We start from the raw sequence: 17178 nt of genomic DNA on the forward strand, positions 1-17178 counted from the left end.
TTTGAGAAAATCAGCCGAATTTGCAGCCGGTAAAAGATAAGTGCACAGAACCTAATACAACATCACAGCGCTTTGCTCGCCTAATAACTCATTCAGCAGACGAATTAATTGATCTTCTGGTTTAACCGACCACTCAGAACCCAGATTAAGCTCAACTTTTGCTTTTTCATTACGATAAATCATATTTACTGAACATGCGCCGGTATGAGCCTTCAAAGTGGACTGTATAGGAGCGAGCAAAGCATGTTGACTAGTATCAAAGGTTATTTGCAGACAACGGGCAAAACGAGTTCTGGCCGCCTCAACCGTATACAATTGACTGGCCGTCATTTTTACCCCGCCATTATAATCATCAGTGGCAATATCACCTTCGATAATCAGAATATCGCCGCCACTCACCTCCTGGGAAAAAGCATCGAATACTTCAGAAAAAACAACCACATCTATTTTGGCTGTTGCATCATCTATGCCGATAATAACAAGTTTCTTGCCCCGTTTAGTCACGATCTTACGCAGACCACATATCTGCCCACATATGTAGGCTTTTTTTTGTGCTAGAGGGTCAAGCTCACTGACCATAGAAATAATGCCTTTAAATTCACGACGGTATTGATCAACCGGATGTCCAGTTAAATAAAACCCCAAAGTTTCCCGCTCTGCATCCAACCGCTGCTTTTCTGTCCATGGCCTGCAATTGACATAGCTTTCATCGCTCAGAGCTTCATCAAAAAAGGACAAGAGTTCAAATTGCCCTGTTGCCTGATTTTGATGTTCTCTTTCTGCCATTTTTAACACATTGTCAATAGATGCAGCCAAAACAGAACGCTCAATCTTCCAGTCATCCATTGCCCCGGATTTTATCAAGGCCTCAAACACCCTCCGGTTCACTTTTTTAAGATCCAGTCTTTTAGCAAAACTGAAAAGATCAGAAAAAACGCCCCCTTGTTTTCGCTCCTCAATGATACAGGAAATCGCTGATTCACCAACTCCTTTAATGGCTCCCAAACCGTAAAGAATATTCTGCTCGTTATCGACGGTAAATTTATATTGAGAGCGGTTCACACAAGGAGGCAGAACTTTTAAGTTCATCCGTGCGCATTCATCCATAAAATTGACAACTTTGTCCGTGTTATCCATATCCGAAGACATCACAGCCGCCATAAACGCCGCAGGATAATGAGCCTTTAACCAGGCTGTCTGATAAGCAACCAGCGCATAGGCAGCAGAATGAGATTTGTTAAAGCCATATCCAGCAAATTTTTCCATTAAATCGAAAATATAAGTTGCGGTTTTCTCATCAACTCCGCGGGAAGTTGCTCCTTCGGTAAAAATCTCACGTTGTTTGGCCATTTCTTCCGGCTTTTTCTTACCCATGGCCCGACGCAGCAAGTCAGCAGCTCCCAGGGTATAGTTGGCCAGAATTTGAGCAATCTGCATCACTTGCTCCTGATACAGAATAACCCCATAAGTGGGTTTCAATATAGGCTCAAGATCGGGGTGAGGATATTCCACCTTGGCACGTCCATGTTTTCTATCGATAAAATCGTCTACCATGCCAGATTGTAATGGACCGGGTCTAAACAAAGCGACCAAAGCAATAATTTCTTCGAAACAGTCAGGTTGAAGGCGATTGATTAACTCTTTCATTCCCCGGGATTCAAGCTGAAACACAGCCGTGGTCTGACAGTGTTTCAGTAAATCAAAGGTTTGCTGATCATCAATCGGAATTTCTGCGATATCAATAGCTGGCAACCCTTGGCTGGCCCGTTGTTGATTGATAATATCCACCGCCCAGTCGATAATGGTTAAAGTGCGTAATCCGAGAAAATCAAACTTCACTAAACCGGCGGCTTCCACGTCATCTTTATCAAATTGACTGACGATTTGTGTCGAACCTTCCTCACAATATATTGCGGTGAAATCGGTTAACTGAGATGGAGCGATCACCACACCGCCGGCATGTTTCCCGGCATTTCGGGTGATGCCCTCAAGTTTTAGCGCCAAATCAAAGAGTTCCCTGACTTCATCTTCTTCCTCATATCGCCGGCGTAATTCTTCTTCCTGCTCCAGAGCTTTGCTTAAAGTCATTCCAATTTCAAAAGGAATCAATTTAGCCAACTTATCAACAAATCCGTATGGATGGCCGAATACACGTCCAACGTCACGAATCACTGCTTTTGCAGCCATTGTACCGAAAGTAATGATTTGCGAGACACTTTGGCGACCGTACTTCTCAGCAACATACTCAATCACTCTGTCTCGTCCTTCCATGCAAAAATCAATGTCGAAATCCGGCATGGATACGCGTTCAGGATTAAGAAACCGCTCAAAGAGCAATTCAAACTCGAGAGGGTCCAAATCCGTAATTTTTAGAGCGTAAGCGACAAGAGAACCGGCTCCGGAACCCCGGCCTGGGCCTACGGGAATACCGTTTTTTTTCGCCCACTGAATAAAATCAGCAACAATTAAAAAATAACCAGGGAAACCCATGTTATTGATGACATTTAATTCAGTTTCCAGGCGCTTGTCGTATTCAACTCTTAGCTGTTTTCTTTTTTCTGAAGGCTGATGACAAAGTATTTTTTCAAGTCGCTCATTTAATCCCTTTCTTGATAGTTCCGACAAATAGCTTTCAACGGTTGAACCTTGTGGAAGCGGAAAATTGGGTAAATAATTTTGGCCCAAATCAAGATCCACAGAACAGCGTTTACTGATTTCAACCGTATTTTGCAAGGCGCTGGGCAAATCAGAAAACAGCTCTTCCATTTCATCAGCCGATCGCAAATACTGTTTGGCACTGTATAATTGCCGACGTCTTGGATCTGCCAAAGTGTAGCCATCATGAATACAGACACGAGCCTCATGAGCGGAAAAATCATCTTCGTTTAAAAAACGTACATCATTGGTCGCTACCAGCGGCAAATGAAGGGCTTGGGCCAATTCAATGAGTTTTTCATTATAATAATTTTCATCGTTTCTGTTCGTGCGTTGAATTTCAAGATAAAAACGGGCAGGAAATATCTGACTCCAATAATGGGCGCGAGACTTCGCTAACTCAAAGTCATCATGAATCAATGCTTGCCCAATATCACCGGTTCGACCACCGGAAAGTGCAATCAATCCTTCTGTACACTCAGGAATCCACTGTGTCTGAACATGAGGTTTGCCTTGATACTGACCTTCCTGATAAGCCTTGGACACCAGGCGTGTTAGATGCCGGTAACCTTCTGAATTTTGACAGAGCAAAACGAGAGAAAATGTATTTTCTGGTTTTTCGGGATCATGGCATAGCAAATCCGCACCAATGATAGGTTTAATTCCATGCTCAAGAGCCGCTTTAAACAGTTTTACAGCAGCAAATAAATTGCAGTGATCAGTCAAGGCCACTGAACACATACCTCTCTCCGGTAATACTTTCATCAAGGGCTTGATGCGTATTAATCCATCGATCAATGAATATTCAGAGTGCATTCTCAAATGAACAAAGCGTTGATGCATTTTTTCACTATATCGGGAAAAATGAATCGATGATTATCTACTTTTTCATGTTTATATTCAAATTTATTAGCTAACGACACAGGGCAAACGAAGAGATTAAAATGCGGGGTTGGTTATTTCAAATGCACCCCGCATTTTCAATTTCATCTTCCGACTTTGTGAACAAAAATTTTTTCGTTCTGTGAAAATTTTTATTTACTGATCCTAAGCCTGACGATGAGGGTCAAAAGCATCCCTGACCGCATCGGCAAACAGATTGCCGGCTAACACCAAAATAAACATAAGAAAAAAAGCCGACATCATGGGCCACCAGACAATAGGCTCTCTCGCCAACTCAAGCCTTGCACCATTGATCATGTTTCCCCAACTGATGGTCATAGGGGATACACCCACACCGACATAAGACAAGACGGCTTCTGCCAGAACCAAAAAACTGAAATCCAACACCAGCGTAATCAATACAATGTGCATAACATTAGGGAGGAGGTGCTTGCGCAGTATAGTGAAAGAACTGCTTCCCAAAGCGCGGGCTGCCATCACAAAATCGACTTCTCTTAACTTTAGACTTTCTGCCCGAATCAACCGACAAAGGCTGGTCCAGCTAGTCACACCTAGAATTAAACACAAAGCCAGCAATCTGGCATCTGCGCTTTGTGCCAAAGTAGGGAATTGTTGGGGATGATTAGCGATATAAGTTTGCATAGATAAAACCGAGGCCGTAATCAATAACACACCTGGAATTGAACTTAATGTGGTATAAATATATTGAATAATATCATCAGCACGACCGCCGAAATAGCCTGCCGAGACACCGAGAAATAAAGCCAGCGGCATCATAAAAAGCGTCGTTAAAAGGCCTATCACCAGCCCCGTACGAATGCTTTTAACCGCATAATAGAAAATATCCTGGCCAATTTTACCTGTACCTAACAGATGAAGTTCCTTGGATAAGGAAAAGCAAAAATAACCTATAAATACAATGAAAAACCAGGTTATCAATACACTTATCAATATGGCATTAAAAGAAAAATCAAATTGCCCTTTTTTTATTCGACGAATCATTAATATCAGTCCCCAACTCAATAGAGTAAAAATCATCGCCACCACAAGGGACCAATATAAGGTAGATCGAATTAATCGCTTTTTATCTTTTTCTGTCTTAATGGCTGGATTAATGTGCTTTAATCTCGGATAAATCTGTAAAGCCTGGCCATCGAGCAGCACAGTCTGTGAGCTGTATGATTTTAAAGCCAAAGGTGCTGAATAGGTCTTTTCATATACAGTTCCAATAGGTGCCATTAATTGATCAAGCAAGGTAGAGGCGGCCTTGTCGGGAGATTTGATATGAATGGAATCAAGAATGCCAATGATTAAGAATAAAGCCAAAATAATACCTGAGCTAATGGCAAGCGGGTTGCGGCCAATCATGGATAAAGAGCGGCGAATATGTTCCTTTCGCGCACCATTTACCAGCAAAACCGCGGAGAAAATCAGCAATAACAGGAAGCAGCGGTCGGTCCATAGAAATTCAAAGGTCATGAGAGCCTCACTCTTGGGTCGACTAGCGTATAGGAAATATCGGTTAATATTAAACCAACTATATACAAAACAGAGCCAAGAAACACCATTGCTCTGACTATAGCAAAATCCTGTTGCTGAATCGCATCAATGATATAACTGCCTAAGCCAGGAACACCAAAAAAAGATTCCAATACCAGACTTCCCATAAATAAAGAAGGAATGATCACAACGATACCGGTTAAAATAGGCAGCATGGCATTTTTTAGTACGTGTCCAAACAACACTCGAAGTTCAGACAAACCTTTTGCTCTGGCTGTTTTGACATACCCACGGTTCATTTCTTCAAGAAAAAGGGTCCGATACCAACGTGAACCGGCACCTAATCCACCAATGACCGCAACAATCACGGGTAAAATGATAAATTTTATGGCATTAAACCCGCTTCCATATCCTGAAATGGGAACAAGTCGTAACAATTTTCCAAATAGATACTGCCCTCCTATGATATAGAACAAACTGGAAATTGACATAAGAATAATGCACAAAACCACTCCGAAAAGATCAAGATAGGTTGAACGAAAAAAAGCCATGAACATGGCAAAAACAATATTGACCAGCAAACCCAGGATAAGAACAGGAACAGCAATCATCAAACTCGGCCACATTCGTTTTGTGACGTCGTAACTAATGTCTCGACCGCCATCAGAAACACCGAAATCAAACACAAACAGTTTCAAGGATTTTTGAAAAAACAAGGTTTGGCTGAGTTGCTTGAAACCCAATTGTGAATCATTATAAAACAGAGGCAAATCATAACCATGTTTTCTTTTCCAGTGTTCAATGGCGGAGGGCTTGACGTGTTTTTGTCCAAGATGCATACGTGCCATATCGTCAGGGGAGTTCACCATAAAAAACAAGGCAAAGGTTAAAAGATTTATGCCTATTAAAATTGGTATGGCATACAGGATACGCCTTAATAAATAATAAATCATAATTCCACCTTTGACACCGAGCGGCGTTGCTTTTTTCTATAAGCGAGAAAAAGCAGAAAAAGCAACACGAAAAAGATCATAACTAACATAACCAAAGGCCAGAGAACAGGTTGATTCCACCTGGCGCGCAGTTCATTACGTAACGGCACATCAATCGCTACATATTTCAATGTGTTCTGTGCAATACTGTTTGGCTTAATGGGAGAAACCCATTGTTGTGTCAAAACAAAATTTTTGGGGTTAATCCCCCAGACCCAAGGTGCATCATACCTCAGGATTGACACCATTTGATCAATCAGCGCCTGTCGCTTTGGGTTGTTTTCCATGTTTTTCATTTGTTCAAAAAGCTTGTCATATTGAGAGTTAGCATAATTTGCTGCGTTTTCTCCTCCATGTTTTACTTTACCGTTAGGTCCATACAATAAAAAAAGAAAATTTTCTGGATCAGGATAATCTGCATTCCAGCCCCAACTGAAAATCTGGGCATTGCCGCTGCGCATTTTCTCCTGAAAACGATTATATTGTGTTGCTCTGATGTTCAATGATATACCAATACGGGCAAATTGTTTGCGAACCCAGCCTAACTGCGCTTTATCATCTGGACCACCTGTTGCAGGTACATCATAATGGAGAATTAAGTGGCGGCCGGTTTTGGGATTGACGCCTCCAGGATATCCGGCTTCCCGCATTAATTGTCTGGCATCCTCAATAGGCCTTAGCCTGGGCATACCCTCGACCCATTTAAAGACATAAGAATTAATACCAGCCTTACCTTCTTTATAACCAAAAATCCCAGGAGGAATAGGCCCTTGCGCTGCTTTTCCCCGTCCATTAAAAAAAATGGCAATGAACTCTTCATAGTTCATGGCAATTGAAATGGCCAGACGCAGTTTGCGAGCTCTTTCACTCTGGCCTCCAATGACAGGATCAAGCATGTTAAATCCCATGTAATAAATGGAAGGCTCTATGGTTTGTGTTAGACGTATTTTTTTATCCTTCATTGCCGGGGTCAAAACAGCAGTACCAAAACGATTAATCTGAATGGCCTGATCAAAACTGTCAGCCGTAATCCCTGAAGAATCATAATACCCCTGCAAAAATTTGTTCCAGCGGGGAATGGATTCCTTTTCCAGAGTGAAAACTGTCTTTTCAATCAAAGGTATTCGTTTGCCAGCATACTTTAAATAACCTTTTTTCCTATCTTCCTCACTGCCATCGGTTGGGAAAAAGGTTAAACGAAAATGGGGGTTTTTATCTAAAACCATTCGACGATTTGGATTATTTTCACTTAACATAAATGGACCTGTTCCTACTGGATACCAGTCAAGAGTAAGGTTTTTATCATCCATTGGAGGTTGTGAATAAAAACGATCCACTTCCCATGGGACAGGAGCAAAAAAAGGCATGGCCAGCCAGAAGATAAATTGCGCATACTGTCCTTTTAAAGTGACTTCAAACGTATAATCATCAATTTTCTTTAATCCCTCCATGGGATAGGCACGCAAATCAATATATTTTTTCTGACCATACGTCAGAGGAAGACTTGCTCCATACTTCTTGAATCCCAGAATATATTCACTCATTAAACCAAATATAGGTGAGCTGACAGCGGGATTAGCCAGACGTTTAATTTCATAAATATAATCATCAACCTTCAGTTCACGCGTTCCGCTGTATTTAAAATCGCTGATTTGGTTGATGTTCTGTTCTTCCAGATAACCTTCGGGAAGATCATGGTAACGGTACGTACCTGATTTATATCTGGCAAAAGCCGGATGAGGCTGATACATGATGCCTGGTTTAATCTTTATGGTGTAAACACTATAAGCAACGGTATCGTTGTCAGAAAGATTTATCTTTTTTTTCTCTTTATTTAAATAGCGAATCTCAGGGAGTTGTTGTGCAGTTAGCGGGGTCAGCTGATAAGGTCTTTTTAAATAATCGTATTGCAGCGGCGGTTCACAAATCTGCGCAATAAAAATATATTCGTTCGCTGAATACGAACGCGCCGGATCAAGCGTTTTAGGCTGTTCGCTAAAAGAATTGTAATAAATAGACTTATCTCTCTCCTTGGCCGTATAAGGATTATTCCAGACGAATTGATCTGAAAAAGCCGACGCAGAAATCGTGGATAAAAAAGCCAGACTTATCCCTACATATTTTATTTTTTGTCTGAAATCACCCGAAAAAAAGTTCATGCCGGATGGCCTAACCAGGAAATACAATAAAAATAAAATAACATGAATTCATCAGCTTAAAAATGACCTTTGAAAAAACCTGTAAATACTTACTACTCTTTGTGAAAAATTCACGAATCCCTGTAGCTTAACCACAGAATCCATAAAAAGGCCAATCCTATTTATCCAAGTTTTAGAAAACACTGGATTTTGATAAATATACTGGTGATGGACACCACAGTCGGTGCCCAGTGATTCGTAAGCGGAAAAAAGTTACAAAGTCAAGTTGCTGTATTGAAATATAAAAAACTAATTGCAGTTTTATCAGTGCTGTGGCCACAGCGCAGCGTATCTACGACCGGCAAATGATTTGATTAATATTGATTAATCCCTATTTTTGTGTATAAATTACCCAATGTTTTACTAAAAAATCTTATTTATGAATCTGGATACTTTATTTAATCCTTACCCCTTAAATGATAAATTTTTATTAAAAAACCACATCGTCATGGCACCCATGACCAGGAACAAAGCTGATGATCATTTTGTCCCTACCGACAAGATGGCTGAGTATTATGCAAAACGGGCTCAAGCAGGACTCATCATTACAGAAGGCACCATCATCAGTCCTGAGGCAAGAGGTTACAGCAATACCCCGGGACTTTATACTAAAGAACAAATACAAGGCTGGCAAAAAGTAACCTCCCAGGTTCATCAAAACAACGGTAAAATTTTTGCGCAACTTTGGCATGTAGGTCGTGTTTCACATCCAATTTTTCTACAAGGGCAACTTCCTCTTTCTGCTTCCAAAACCTTAATGACAGGTCAATTAAAAAGAAGCCATGATTTGCATTACGGATGGTCGAGAGAAGCCACAGTCAATGAAATAAAAACCATAATAAAACAATTTGCCAAGGCAGCAGAAAATGCCATGGAGGCGGGTTTCGATGGCATTGAAATTCATGGCGCCAATGGTTATTTAATTGACCAATTCCTGCATTACGATACCAACCAAAGAACGGATACCTATGGAGGCAGTCCTAAAAATATGGCACGATTTGCGCTTGAAATTGTAAATGCCGTAGGAAATGTTATCGGTTTCGAACGCACGGGAATAAGATTATCCCCTGCAACTTATTTAAATCAAATTAAAGGCCAAAAAGAAGACGCTGAGATATTCTCTTATTTATTAACACAACTCAATTCGCTCAATATAGCCTATGTTCATACGGGTAATTTTGACGATAAAATCATCTATGACATGCTAAACCACCAAACAATGACTGCTTTTATGAGGAAAATCTTTCATGGAACTCTGATTGCCTCAGGGAGCTATAACTTTGCTGAGGCAGATGAAGCAATACGTGGAGGGCGATTTGATTTGGTAGCCATAGGCCGACCTTTTATTGCCAACCCGGATCTGATCTCGCGTCTTCAAACTCAGCAGGAATTAAAGGAATACCATCCCCAAATGCTGGAAGCCTTAGACTAGGTTCTGTGTACTTATCATGTTAAGAAACTCACTCTCATCAATCACTTTAACCCCTAAGTCGTTTGCTTTAGTGAGTTTGGAGCCCGCATCACTGCCTGCTATAAGAAAATCTGTATTTTTAGATACGCTCCCTGTGACTTTCGCTCCCACCTCTCGCAACTTTGTTTTGGCTTCTTCACGCGATAATCCGGACAAACTTCCCGTCAGCACAACCACTTTCCCAAATAAAGGATGCTCTTGATTTATTGCTTTTTTTTCAGGTTTTGGCCAGGTTATCCCTAACTCCAACAATTTATTGATCATCTCAACATTGTGAGGTTGAGCAAAAAAATGCACAACGTGAGCTGAAGCCACAGGACCAATATCTTTCAAAGCAGTCAGTTCATCCATTGAGGCTTTTTTTAAGTGTTCTATATCCTTAAACTCTGACGCTAAAATGCGGGCGCTGGTTTCGCCAATTTCTCGAATACCCAGGGCATAAAGAAATCGATTGAAAGTGGTTTTTTTGCTGTTCTCAAGTGCATTTAACAAATTTTGTGCGGACTTTTTGCCCATCCTGGGCAAATTCACCAGCTCATTAAAGTCCAACTCGTATAGATCAGGTAAATGATGGATAATACCTTCATCAACCAAGAGCTCAATCAGGCCACTGCCGAGGCCATCAATATCCATTGCCTTGCGGGAAGCAAAATGCCACATCATTCGCTTTAATTGTGCTTTACAGAATAAACCACCTACACAACGAGCTACAGCCTCGTCTTCTTCTCTGAGAACCTCCGAACCACAAACCGGGCAATGAGAGGGTAAGAGAATAGTCTCTGTTTTATCGGGACGCTGTTCCAAAACCACAGACACCACCTCGGGAATCACATCGCCCGCACGACGCACAACGACTTTGTCGCCAATGCGAATATCCTTACGTTTAATTTCATCCATGTTATGCAATGTGGCGTTACTGACGGTCACACCAGCCACAGTCACAGGCTCTAAACGGGCTACAGGTGTTAATGCGCCCGTACGCCCCACCTGCCAGTCTACGGCCAATAAGGTCGTTAACTCTTCAACCGCTGGAAATTTATGAGCGCAAGCAAATCTTGGAGCACGTGAAACAAAGCCGAGATCCTGTTGAAGCCCAATGCGGTTGACTTTATAAACTACCCCATCGATTTCAAAAGAAAGAGATGAACGTTTTGAGAGCATTTCATCATAATACTGTCGGCAGCCCTCAAGACCTTTTACCAGTTTTATGTTTGGAGGCACCCTAAAGCCAAATGTTTTTAACAACTTAAGTTGTTCAAAATGAGTATCAGGAAGTTCATAGCCTTCACAGGCGCCGATACCATAACAATACATCTCTAAAGGTCTTGTAGCTGTGACAGAAGGGTCTAAATGGCGCAAACTGCCTGCAGCAGCATTGCGCGGATTAGCAAAAGTCTTTTCACCACGTTCTCTGGCTTTTTGATTATAAGATTCAAATCCGGCGATTGGCATGTATACTTCACCCCTCACTTCAATGATCTTTGGAGAATTATCAGACATAAGTTTTAACGGTATGGAGGAAATCGTTTTTATATTGGCTGTAATTTTTTCCCCCACAGCCCCATCCCCTCTTGTGGCCGCATATTTTAATCTGCCATTTTCATAAGTCATATTTACGGCAAGCCCATCAAGTTTGGGCTCGCAAGCAAACTCAATCTCATCACCCGCGTAATCAAGCCGATCAACGATACGTTTGATAAAGGCTTTTAATTCATCATCTGAAAACACATTGGACAATGAAAGCATGGGTTGTTTGTGAGCTACCGTTTCAAAAGCGTCTGATGGCGTTGCGCCTACTCTTTGTGTGGGAGAGTCGCTGGTAGCATATTGCGAGTACTCAGATTCAAGCTGCTTCAATTCCTTAAAACAGCGATCATATTCCGCATCCGGCACCAAGGGTTCATCCTTTACGTAATAGTGGTAATCGTAAAGACGGATTTTGTTTCTTAATATTGAAATTTTTTCTTTAATGTTTGTATTCATTGATCAAAAAACCAAATAAAAATGAGAATTATAAAAATGCACGGAACGAATCAGACCAGCATGCATCGCTTTACAGTATAAACTATTGTATGCAAATAATTTATTGAAATGCCAGAAACTATTTGATATAGATATTATCTTCGTTTATCAAAGGCATGATCAAATGGACTTATTTCGTTTTTTGATGGTTTTCTGCTTTCTTTTTTTCTTCTCAACGGTAAATGCCCATTCCACATCTCAATCTAATTTCGGCATTGTTTTCATTCACGGCACCAATGATCACCGTGAAGATGCCGATGGCTCATACTGGAAAAAAGATTTTACCCGCTCTTTGGCAAATGCGCTTCCAAACCCAGATAATTTTTTCATTGTCCATTGCGATTTCAGTTATTATATGTGGCATGAAGAGGCAGCCGGGTGCGTTGCCAACCAGATGCTAAAATTCCTGAAAGATAAAAACATTAATTCTATCACTGTATATACTCATTCCAACGGTTCAAACGTTCTGCGCTGGATATTATCAAATCCTACTTACGATGCACGTTATATGCAATTAAAGCCATTTATCAAGGAAGTTATCGCCATTTCCCCTTCAAGCGGTGGAACTCCTTTAGCTGATGAAGTTTTAAGCGGCAATATCTTTGTTTCCGGTATCGGTTGGCTGTTAGGTTATCATAACGATTCAGTCAGACAGCAGCGTGTAGGTGACATGAAAATTTTTAATGATCACCTGCTTTTCGGGACCAAAAACCGTCCTTCCTTACCCGTGCCTTTCAGAACCATCATTGGTACTGATGTGACGGCATCTCCTTTTTCATCAGCAAGTTATTGTAACGGCTACTTGCTCAATACTGCTCTTAAAATCACTAAAATATATCTGGATAAATGTTCTGACGGTTTTTTAAACTGCACTTCACAAAGAGAAGCCGGTGAACTGTGGTTTAACGATATAGAAAAAACCGAGGAGCAAACTCCGTTAAGTCACAATCAAAGTCGTCATTCCTGTTTTGGGCTTGGGCAGATATTGATCAATGAATTACGCGATCAGGGAGTATTATCATGAAGTTAAATCATTTTTTATGGTTATCTTTTTTATGCTTTTCTCAGGCACAGGCCTTTAAACTCCCCGATCAGGAAATAAGTTCCTATGAATGCGGCAAGACTTGTGATGAATTATCTCATGAGCCCATGCATCTTGAGTGGAACATCCATGATCAAAATTTTAAGCATCCGTTACGAAATCTGCAAAAAAGTTACGGCTACAAAAAGAAAGTCACTCTGGAAGAATTACGCAAGGGCGTTGTTGTTAACACGCTTGCGCCAAGAGCAATTATACGTATCAGTCCAATATCTGGAAGCCATGTACCGATATTGAGACTTGAAACAAAAAGCCATTCACTGAGTTTTCAGGAAGCCTCTTCTTTATATAGCAGAGATGAAGCCTTTGCTGATGCAGATTATGACCAAAATCACCACACTGTTTTACAACTTAAGGAAGAATTGGGTGCAGGACAATTCAAACTGGTTACTGATGAGCAATCAATTTCCACTGATGAAACCTTTGTGATCAGTGTTTTTGACAAATATTCCAATGCTTATTTAACCGTAGAAACCAATAAAGATGAGTACAAATTAAACGATAAAATCATTGCTACTATTACTTTAAATGACACACTGGATTATCCTGTCAAGGATGTCTTTGCATCCATCGTAGCACCTAACGGAGATTCTATTCCTCTAAATTTAACCAAAACCAAATCCAATCAATATAAGGGAAGCGCTCAACTTCATTCGAAAAAAAATGACTTTGGTGCCAATTGGTACGTTGAAGCTGCCATAAGTGCCTGGTTCGGTGATCAGCTTATTACTCGCCAGGGACATGCCGCCTTTTCCTATTCCATTCCATCTGCCAAATTGATCGAAATAGAAAAGGTATCTACACAACCTTTAAATTTTAAGGCAATGGTAAACGTAGCGAACAACAGCCGTTATGCCCTACAGTCTGTTCTTTATTACAAAGACTCACAGGGGAAATTTCATCCCCTCAGTACCAGCCAAACAGCCAACTGGTTTACTTCTGGAAAACATGCTTTGGAATTTACATTCGACAAAAATATCTATAAGCAGTACGATCAACAATCTCTATACTTGGGTTATTTCCATTTAGTGGACTATGGGCAGTTAAAAACGGTGTATCATTATGATGAACCCGTTAAGCTGTCTGAATTAGGATAATGATGCTGTTTTTACAATACTTTACGCTGTCTGAGTATCTGGTTTTAGGGCTTTTAATCTTACAAATGATATTGATCCTATGGCTTATTAAACGCCAATCTAAACAAGAAACAACGACAGCCAATCATCATCTTCTATCTCAGCAAAACCTAACTAATCAGTTGCATCAATTGCAGCTGGATATTCATCAAGCCTACCAAAACAGCCAATACAGTGTTCAGGAAAAAATTGCTCAAGGACAGATTAATGTTCAAAAAATCATCAGCGAGTCGATTCAAGGGCAAATGGCGGACGTTAGAGAACAGATGACTCACAGTTTCAAACAGCATGCCAGCTCTCTGACATCTCACTTGCAAACTTTAAATGAGGAAATTCGTAATCAACTTCATTCCCTTACCCACCAGGTGAATCATAAATTATCTGAAGGCTTTGAAAAAACCTCATCTACTTTTACCGATGTCGTTCGTCGATTAACCATTATTGATGAGGCGCAGAAAAAAATAACGGAATTATCCACCCACGTGGTTAACTTGCAGGATGTTCTGGTGGACAAACGAGCGCGTGGCGCGTTTGGTGAAGTGCAATTATCCACTCTCATTACCAATATGCTGCCAGCCAGCCATTATCAAATGCAATATACTTTAAGTAATCAGAAACGAGCCGATTGTATTTTATTTCTGCCCGAACCCACTGGCAATGTAGTGATAGATGCCAAATTTCCCCTTGAAACCTATCAACGACTGATAAACACCGAAGCATCTTCTATCGAAAGAAAAGCCATCCAGCAACAGTTCCGCCAGGACATTCAAAAACACATTAAAGACATTGCTGAGAAATACATTATTCCAGGCGAAACCACAGACGGTGCTGTGATGTTTATCCCCGCTGAATCCATTTTCGCAGAGATCCATGCCTATTATCCCGATTTAATTGCTCTTTCACAAAAGCTTAAAGTCTGGCTGACGTCTCCAAGCACACTCATGGCCGTATTGACTACTGCCCGTTCTGTTTTGAAAGATGATGCTACGCGCAAACAAGTACATATTATTCAAAAACACTTGCAAGCATTATCCAGTGATTTTGAACGATTTGAAAAACGAATGGATAAATTATCAAAGCACATTAATCAGGCCCACCAGGACGTTGGTGAAGTCAACACTTCAGCCAAAAAAATCAGTCAACGATTTCAGAAAATTGAATCCGTTGAACTGGACATTGATGATCGAGCTCTAGAACAAAGTGAATAACAGGGAGTATCGTGATTTGTTCTACCAACATTTATTTAAATGGGTGTTTGTGGTCAGTTTATTGATGATGGCGGTGAGCTGGTATTACAAAGATGATTTTCCTCCACCAAGTGAGTATGACATAGAACAACTAAATCCACCCGTTCAGTCCGCGACAACAAGGGTTCCTTTTTCCATTTCAGCAGACAAATATCAGTATACCATTATTCCCAAATTTGATTATGAGCTCACAGGGATTGTAGTGACTTACAGTGACGCTGATGGATTTACCAACATATGGCACCATAAGCGTTGGAAAGATTTTATCAATATTCGTGATTTATGCGTGATTTGGGAGCCCAATGTCAGTTCCGGTGTTTATAAAAATATCCATTTCTCAAGTGATAGCTGGACCTGTTGGACTTCCTGGCAGAGTGCTGAAGCAAGCAAACGCTTTCAGTCAACCGCTCTTTCCAACAATCATTTATTAACAGATAATGATTCAGTCAAAGCCGCTTTACGCAATGCGGAAGTAGGAGACATGATTTATTTCAAAGGCGTGTTGTCTGAATACAAAAATAACATGACTGGTACAGTGAGAGGTACGAGTGTAAGACGTGATGATGACGGTAATGGAGCCTGTGAAACTGTATTTTTAGATGAATTCAAAATTCTGAAAAAAGCAAACCCGGGGTTACGCCGTTTATTCATGGTTTCCAAGTGGTTAGCTATCTTATCTTTCATTGGCTTTCTGGTCATGTTCTGCATGAGTCCATTCAAGCCTCGCTGAATTTCCTAACAGTTTAATGTTTTCCTGCATGAGCTTTCCGTAAAACCAGATTTTCATAAACGAGTAAAACGGTCGTTAATCCACCAAGCAAAACCAAGATGCTGATAAAGGACAATAAGGCGTTGGCTGATAAATACCCCATAATGATAACGGTAAGGGTGGCTGTTGACATATTGATAAAACTCATCATGGCAGCGCCACTGGCTCTATCCTCAATAGACGTAGAAGCAACAAAGGAACCACCGGCATAGAGGCTTCCACTGAAAAAAAATAACGAGGCTGTGCTTAGAAAAAACCACAAGGCTGAAGGATGGTTTAATTGCAACAAAAAAATAAGGCTGAGCAAGCCCACAGCACACCCGACCAACCCCATCGTAATCACTTGTCGCGGGGAATATCTATCCAATAAAGCTTTGGCTTGTAATCCACCGGCAAACATGCCAGCAATATTAAGGATGTTCCAGTAACCGTATTCTGCGGCCGTAAGCCCTAATGAATGAACAGCAATCTGTGGAGCCGCCGCTGAAAAGCAATAGCTTACCGAAGAACAGTATCCCCAGGCTAAAGAAAATATCAACAATTGACCCGAAGATAATGCTTTTTTATAGCCAGTGAAAATCATCGAAAAATTAATTGGCTGGGGATGAGTCAGGGTTTCACTAAAGGCTTTGGTTCCCCAAAGCATCAATATTCCCTGAAATAAGAGGATCCAGAAACAGCCTGACCAATGCCAATATTGAGTAACCAATCCGCCAATCATAACCGATAAACCAATTCCGATGGTGAAAGACAATATTGAATAAGCCATGGCCATTTTACGTTTTGCTTCGGGCAGCCATTCATTGATCAACATAAATGTGCAAGCTAGACCTCCTGCAGCTCCTAATGCGGTGATAAATCGCCCAAATATCAGAAAAACATAGGAGTGGATCGATAATGCCATGAAGCATAACAAAATACCCAATATATTAATGATGAGACCGATGCGAAGGGCTTTCAAACGTCCATAGGCATTGGCCAATGGACCGTAAATTAACTGACCAAGCACATATCCGATTAAAAAAGCAGAAACCATCCATTCCACTTCCCCATTCCCTAAAGCAAACTCTGACTGAATTTGGGGCAAGGCAGGAGTGATAATTGCAGACGATACCGAAGCTACTGATATATAGCTTAGCAGCCAGACCACTTTAAAATTTGAAACCATTTGATTAATCCAAGCACA

The 17178-nt window shown here is 40.9% G+C and carries 11 protein-coding genes; 5 read left to right on the plus strand and 6 right to left on the minus strand.

Going from position 1 to position 17178, the window contains the following annotated elements:
- Window positions 1-51: 51 nt before the first annotated feature.
- From dnaE to E4T55_RS02340, 4 genes are all read right to left on the minus strand, one after another.
- Window positions 52-3498, minus strand: coding sequence for a DNA polymerase III subunit alpha (dnaE, locus tag E4T55_RS02325; RefSeq protein ID WP_058500718.1), 3447 nt, complete (start codon window positions 3496-3498; stop codon window positions 52-54).
- 204 nt (window positions 3499-3702) lie between these two features.
- Window positions 3703-5037, minus strand: a complete 1335-nt coding sequence (locus tag E4T55_RS02330; RefSeq protein WP_058500717.1) for an ABC transporter permease — start codon at window positions 5035-5037, stop codon at window positions 3703-3705.
- Window positions 5034-6011 (minus strand): ABC transporter permease, encoded by a 978-nt coding sequence (locus E4T55_RS02335; protein WP_058500716.1) that lies wholly within the window; start codon window positions 6009-6011, stop codon window positions 5034-5036. The genes E4T55_RS02330 and E4T55_RS02335 overlap by 4 nt, the downstream gene beginning before the upstream one ends.
- Window positions 6008-8209: an ABC transporter substrate-binding protein gene (locus E4T55_RS02340; protein ID WP_082636461.1), complete on the minus strand. Its 2202-nt coding sequence runs from the start codon at window positions 8207-8209 to the stop codon at window positions 6008-6010. Before E4T55_RS02340 ends, E4T55_RS02335 begins: the two co-directional genes overlap by 4 nt.
- Before the next feature lie 418 nt (window positions 8210-8627).
- On the opposite strand from E4T55_RS02340, the gene E4T55_RS02345 reads away from it, so the two are divergent.
- On the plus strand, window positions 8628-9680 hold the full coding sequence (locus E4T55_RS02345) for an alkene reductase (protein ID WP_058500715.1): 1053 nt from the start codon (window positions 8628-8630) through the stop codon (window positions 9678-9680).
- Here the strand turns inward: E4T55_RS02345 and ligA are convergent.
- Entirely contained in the window at window positions 9672-11702 is a 2031-nt protein-coding gene (gene ligA / locus E4T55_RS02350; RefSeq protein WP_058500714.1) for an NAD-dependent DNA ligase LigA, read from the minus strand. The genes E4T55_RS02345 and ligA overlap by 9 nt on opposite strands.
- A gap of 163 nt (window positions 11703-11865) precedes the next feature.
- On the opposite strand from ligA, the gene E4T55_RS02355 reads away from it, so the two are divergent.
- The 4 genes from E4T55_RS02355 to E4T55_RS02370 are packed head-to-tail and all read left to right on the plus strand — an operon-like array spanning window position 11866 to window position 15953.
- Window positions 11866-12765 carry an alpha/beta hydrolase family protein gene (locus tag E4T55_RS02355; RefSeq protein WP_058500713.1) on the plus strand — a complete coding sequence of 300 codons (900 nt, stop codon included), beginning with the start codon at window positions 11866-11868 and terminating at the stop codon, window positions 12763-12765.
- Entirely contained in the window at window positions 12762-13937 is a 1176-nt protein-coding gene (locus E4T55_RS02360) for a DUF4785 domain-containing protein (protein WP_058500712.1), read from the plus strand. Before E4T55_RS02355 ends, E4T55_RS02360 begins: the two co-directional genes overlap by 4 nt.
- Window positions 13938-13939: 2 nt before the next feature.
- Window positions 13940-15184: a DNA recombination protein RmuC gene (locus E4T55_RS02365; protein ID WP_058500711.1), complete on the plus strand. Its 1245-nt coding sequence runs from the start codon at window positions 13940-13942 to the stop codon at window positions 15182-15184.
- A 16-nt stretch (window positions 15185-15200) separates the two neighbouring features.
- Complete coding sequence (locus tag E4T55_RS02370; protein ID WP_202967182.1) at window positions 15201-15953, plus strand: hypothetical protein; 753 nt, start codon at window positions 15201-15203, stop codon at window positions 15951-15953.
- 13 nt (window positions 15954-15966) lie between these two features.
- Here the strand turns inward: E4T55_RS02370 and E4T55_RS02375 are convergent, their stop codons facing one another.
- Window positions 15967-17160 carry an MFS transporter gene (locus E4T55_RS02375; RefSeq protein WP_058500710.1) on the minus strand — a complete coding sequence of 398 codons (1194 nt, stop codon included), beginning with the start codon at window positions 17158-17160 and terminating at the stop codon, window positions 15967-15969.
- Window positions 17161-17178: the final 18 nt, after the last annotated feature.

The sequence above is a fragment of the Legionella israelensis genome (genome assembly GCF_004571175.1).
GTDB classification, from domain to species: domain Bacteria; phylum Pseudomonadota; class Gammaproteobacteria; order Legionellales; family Legionellaceae; genus Legionella_D; species Legionella_D israelensis.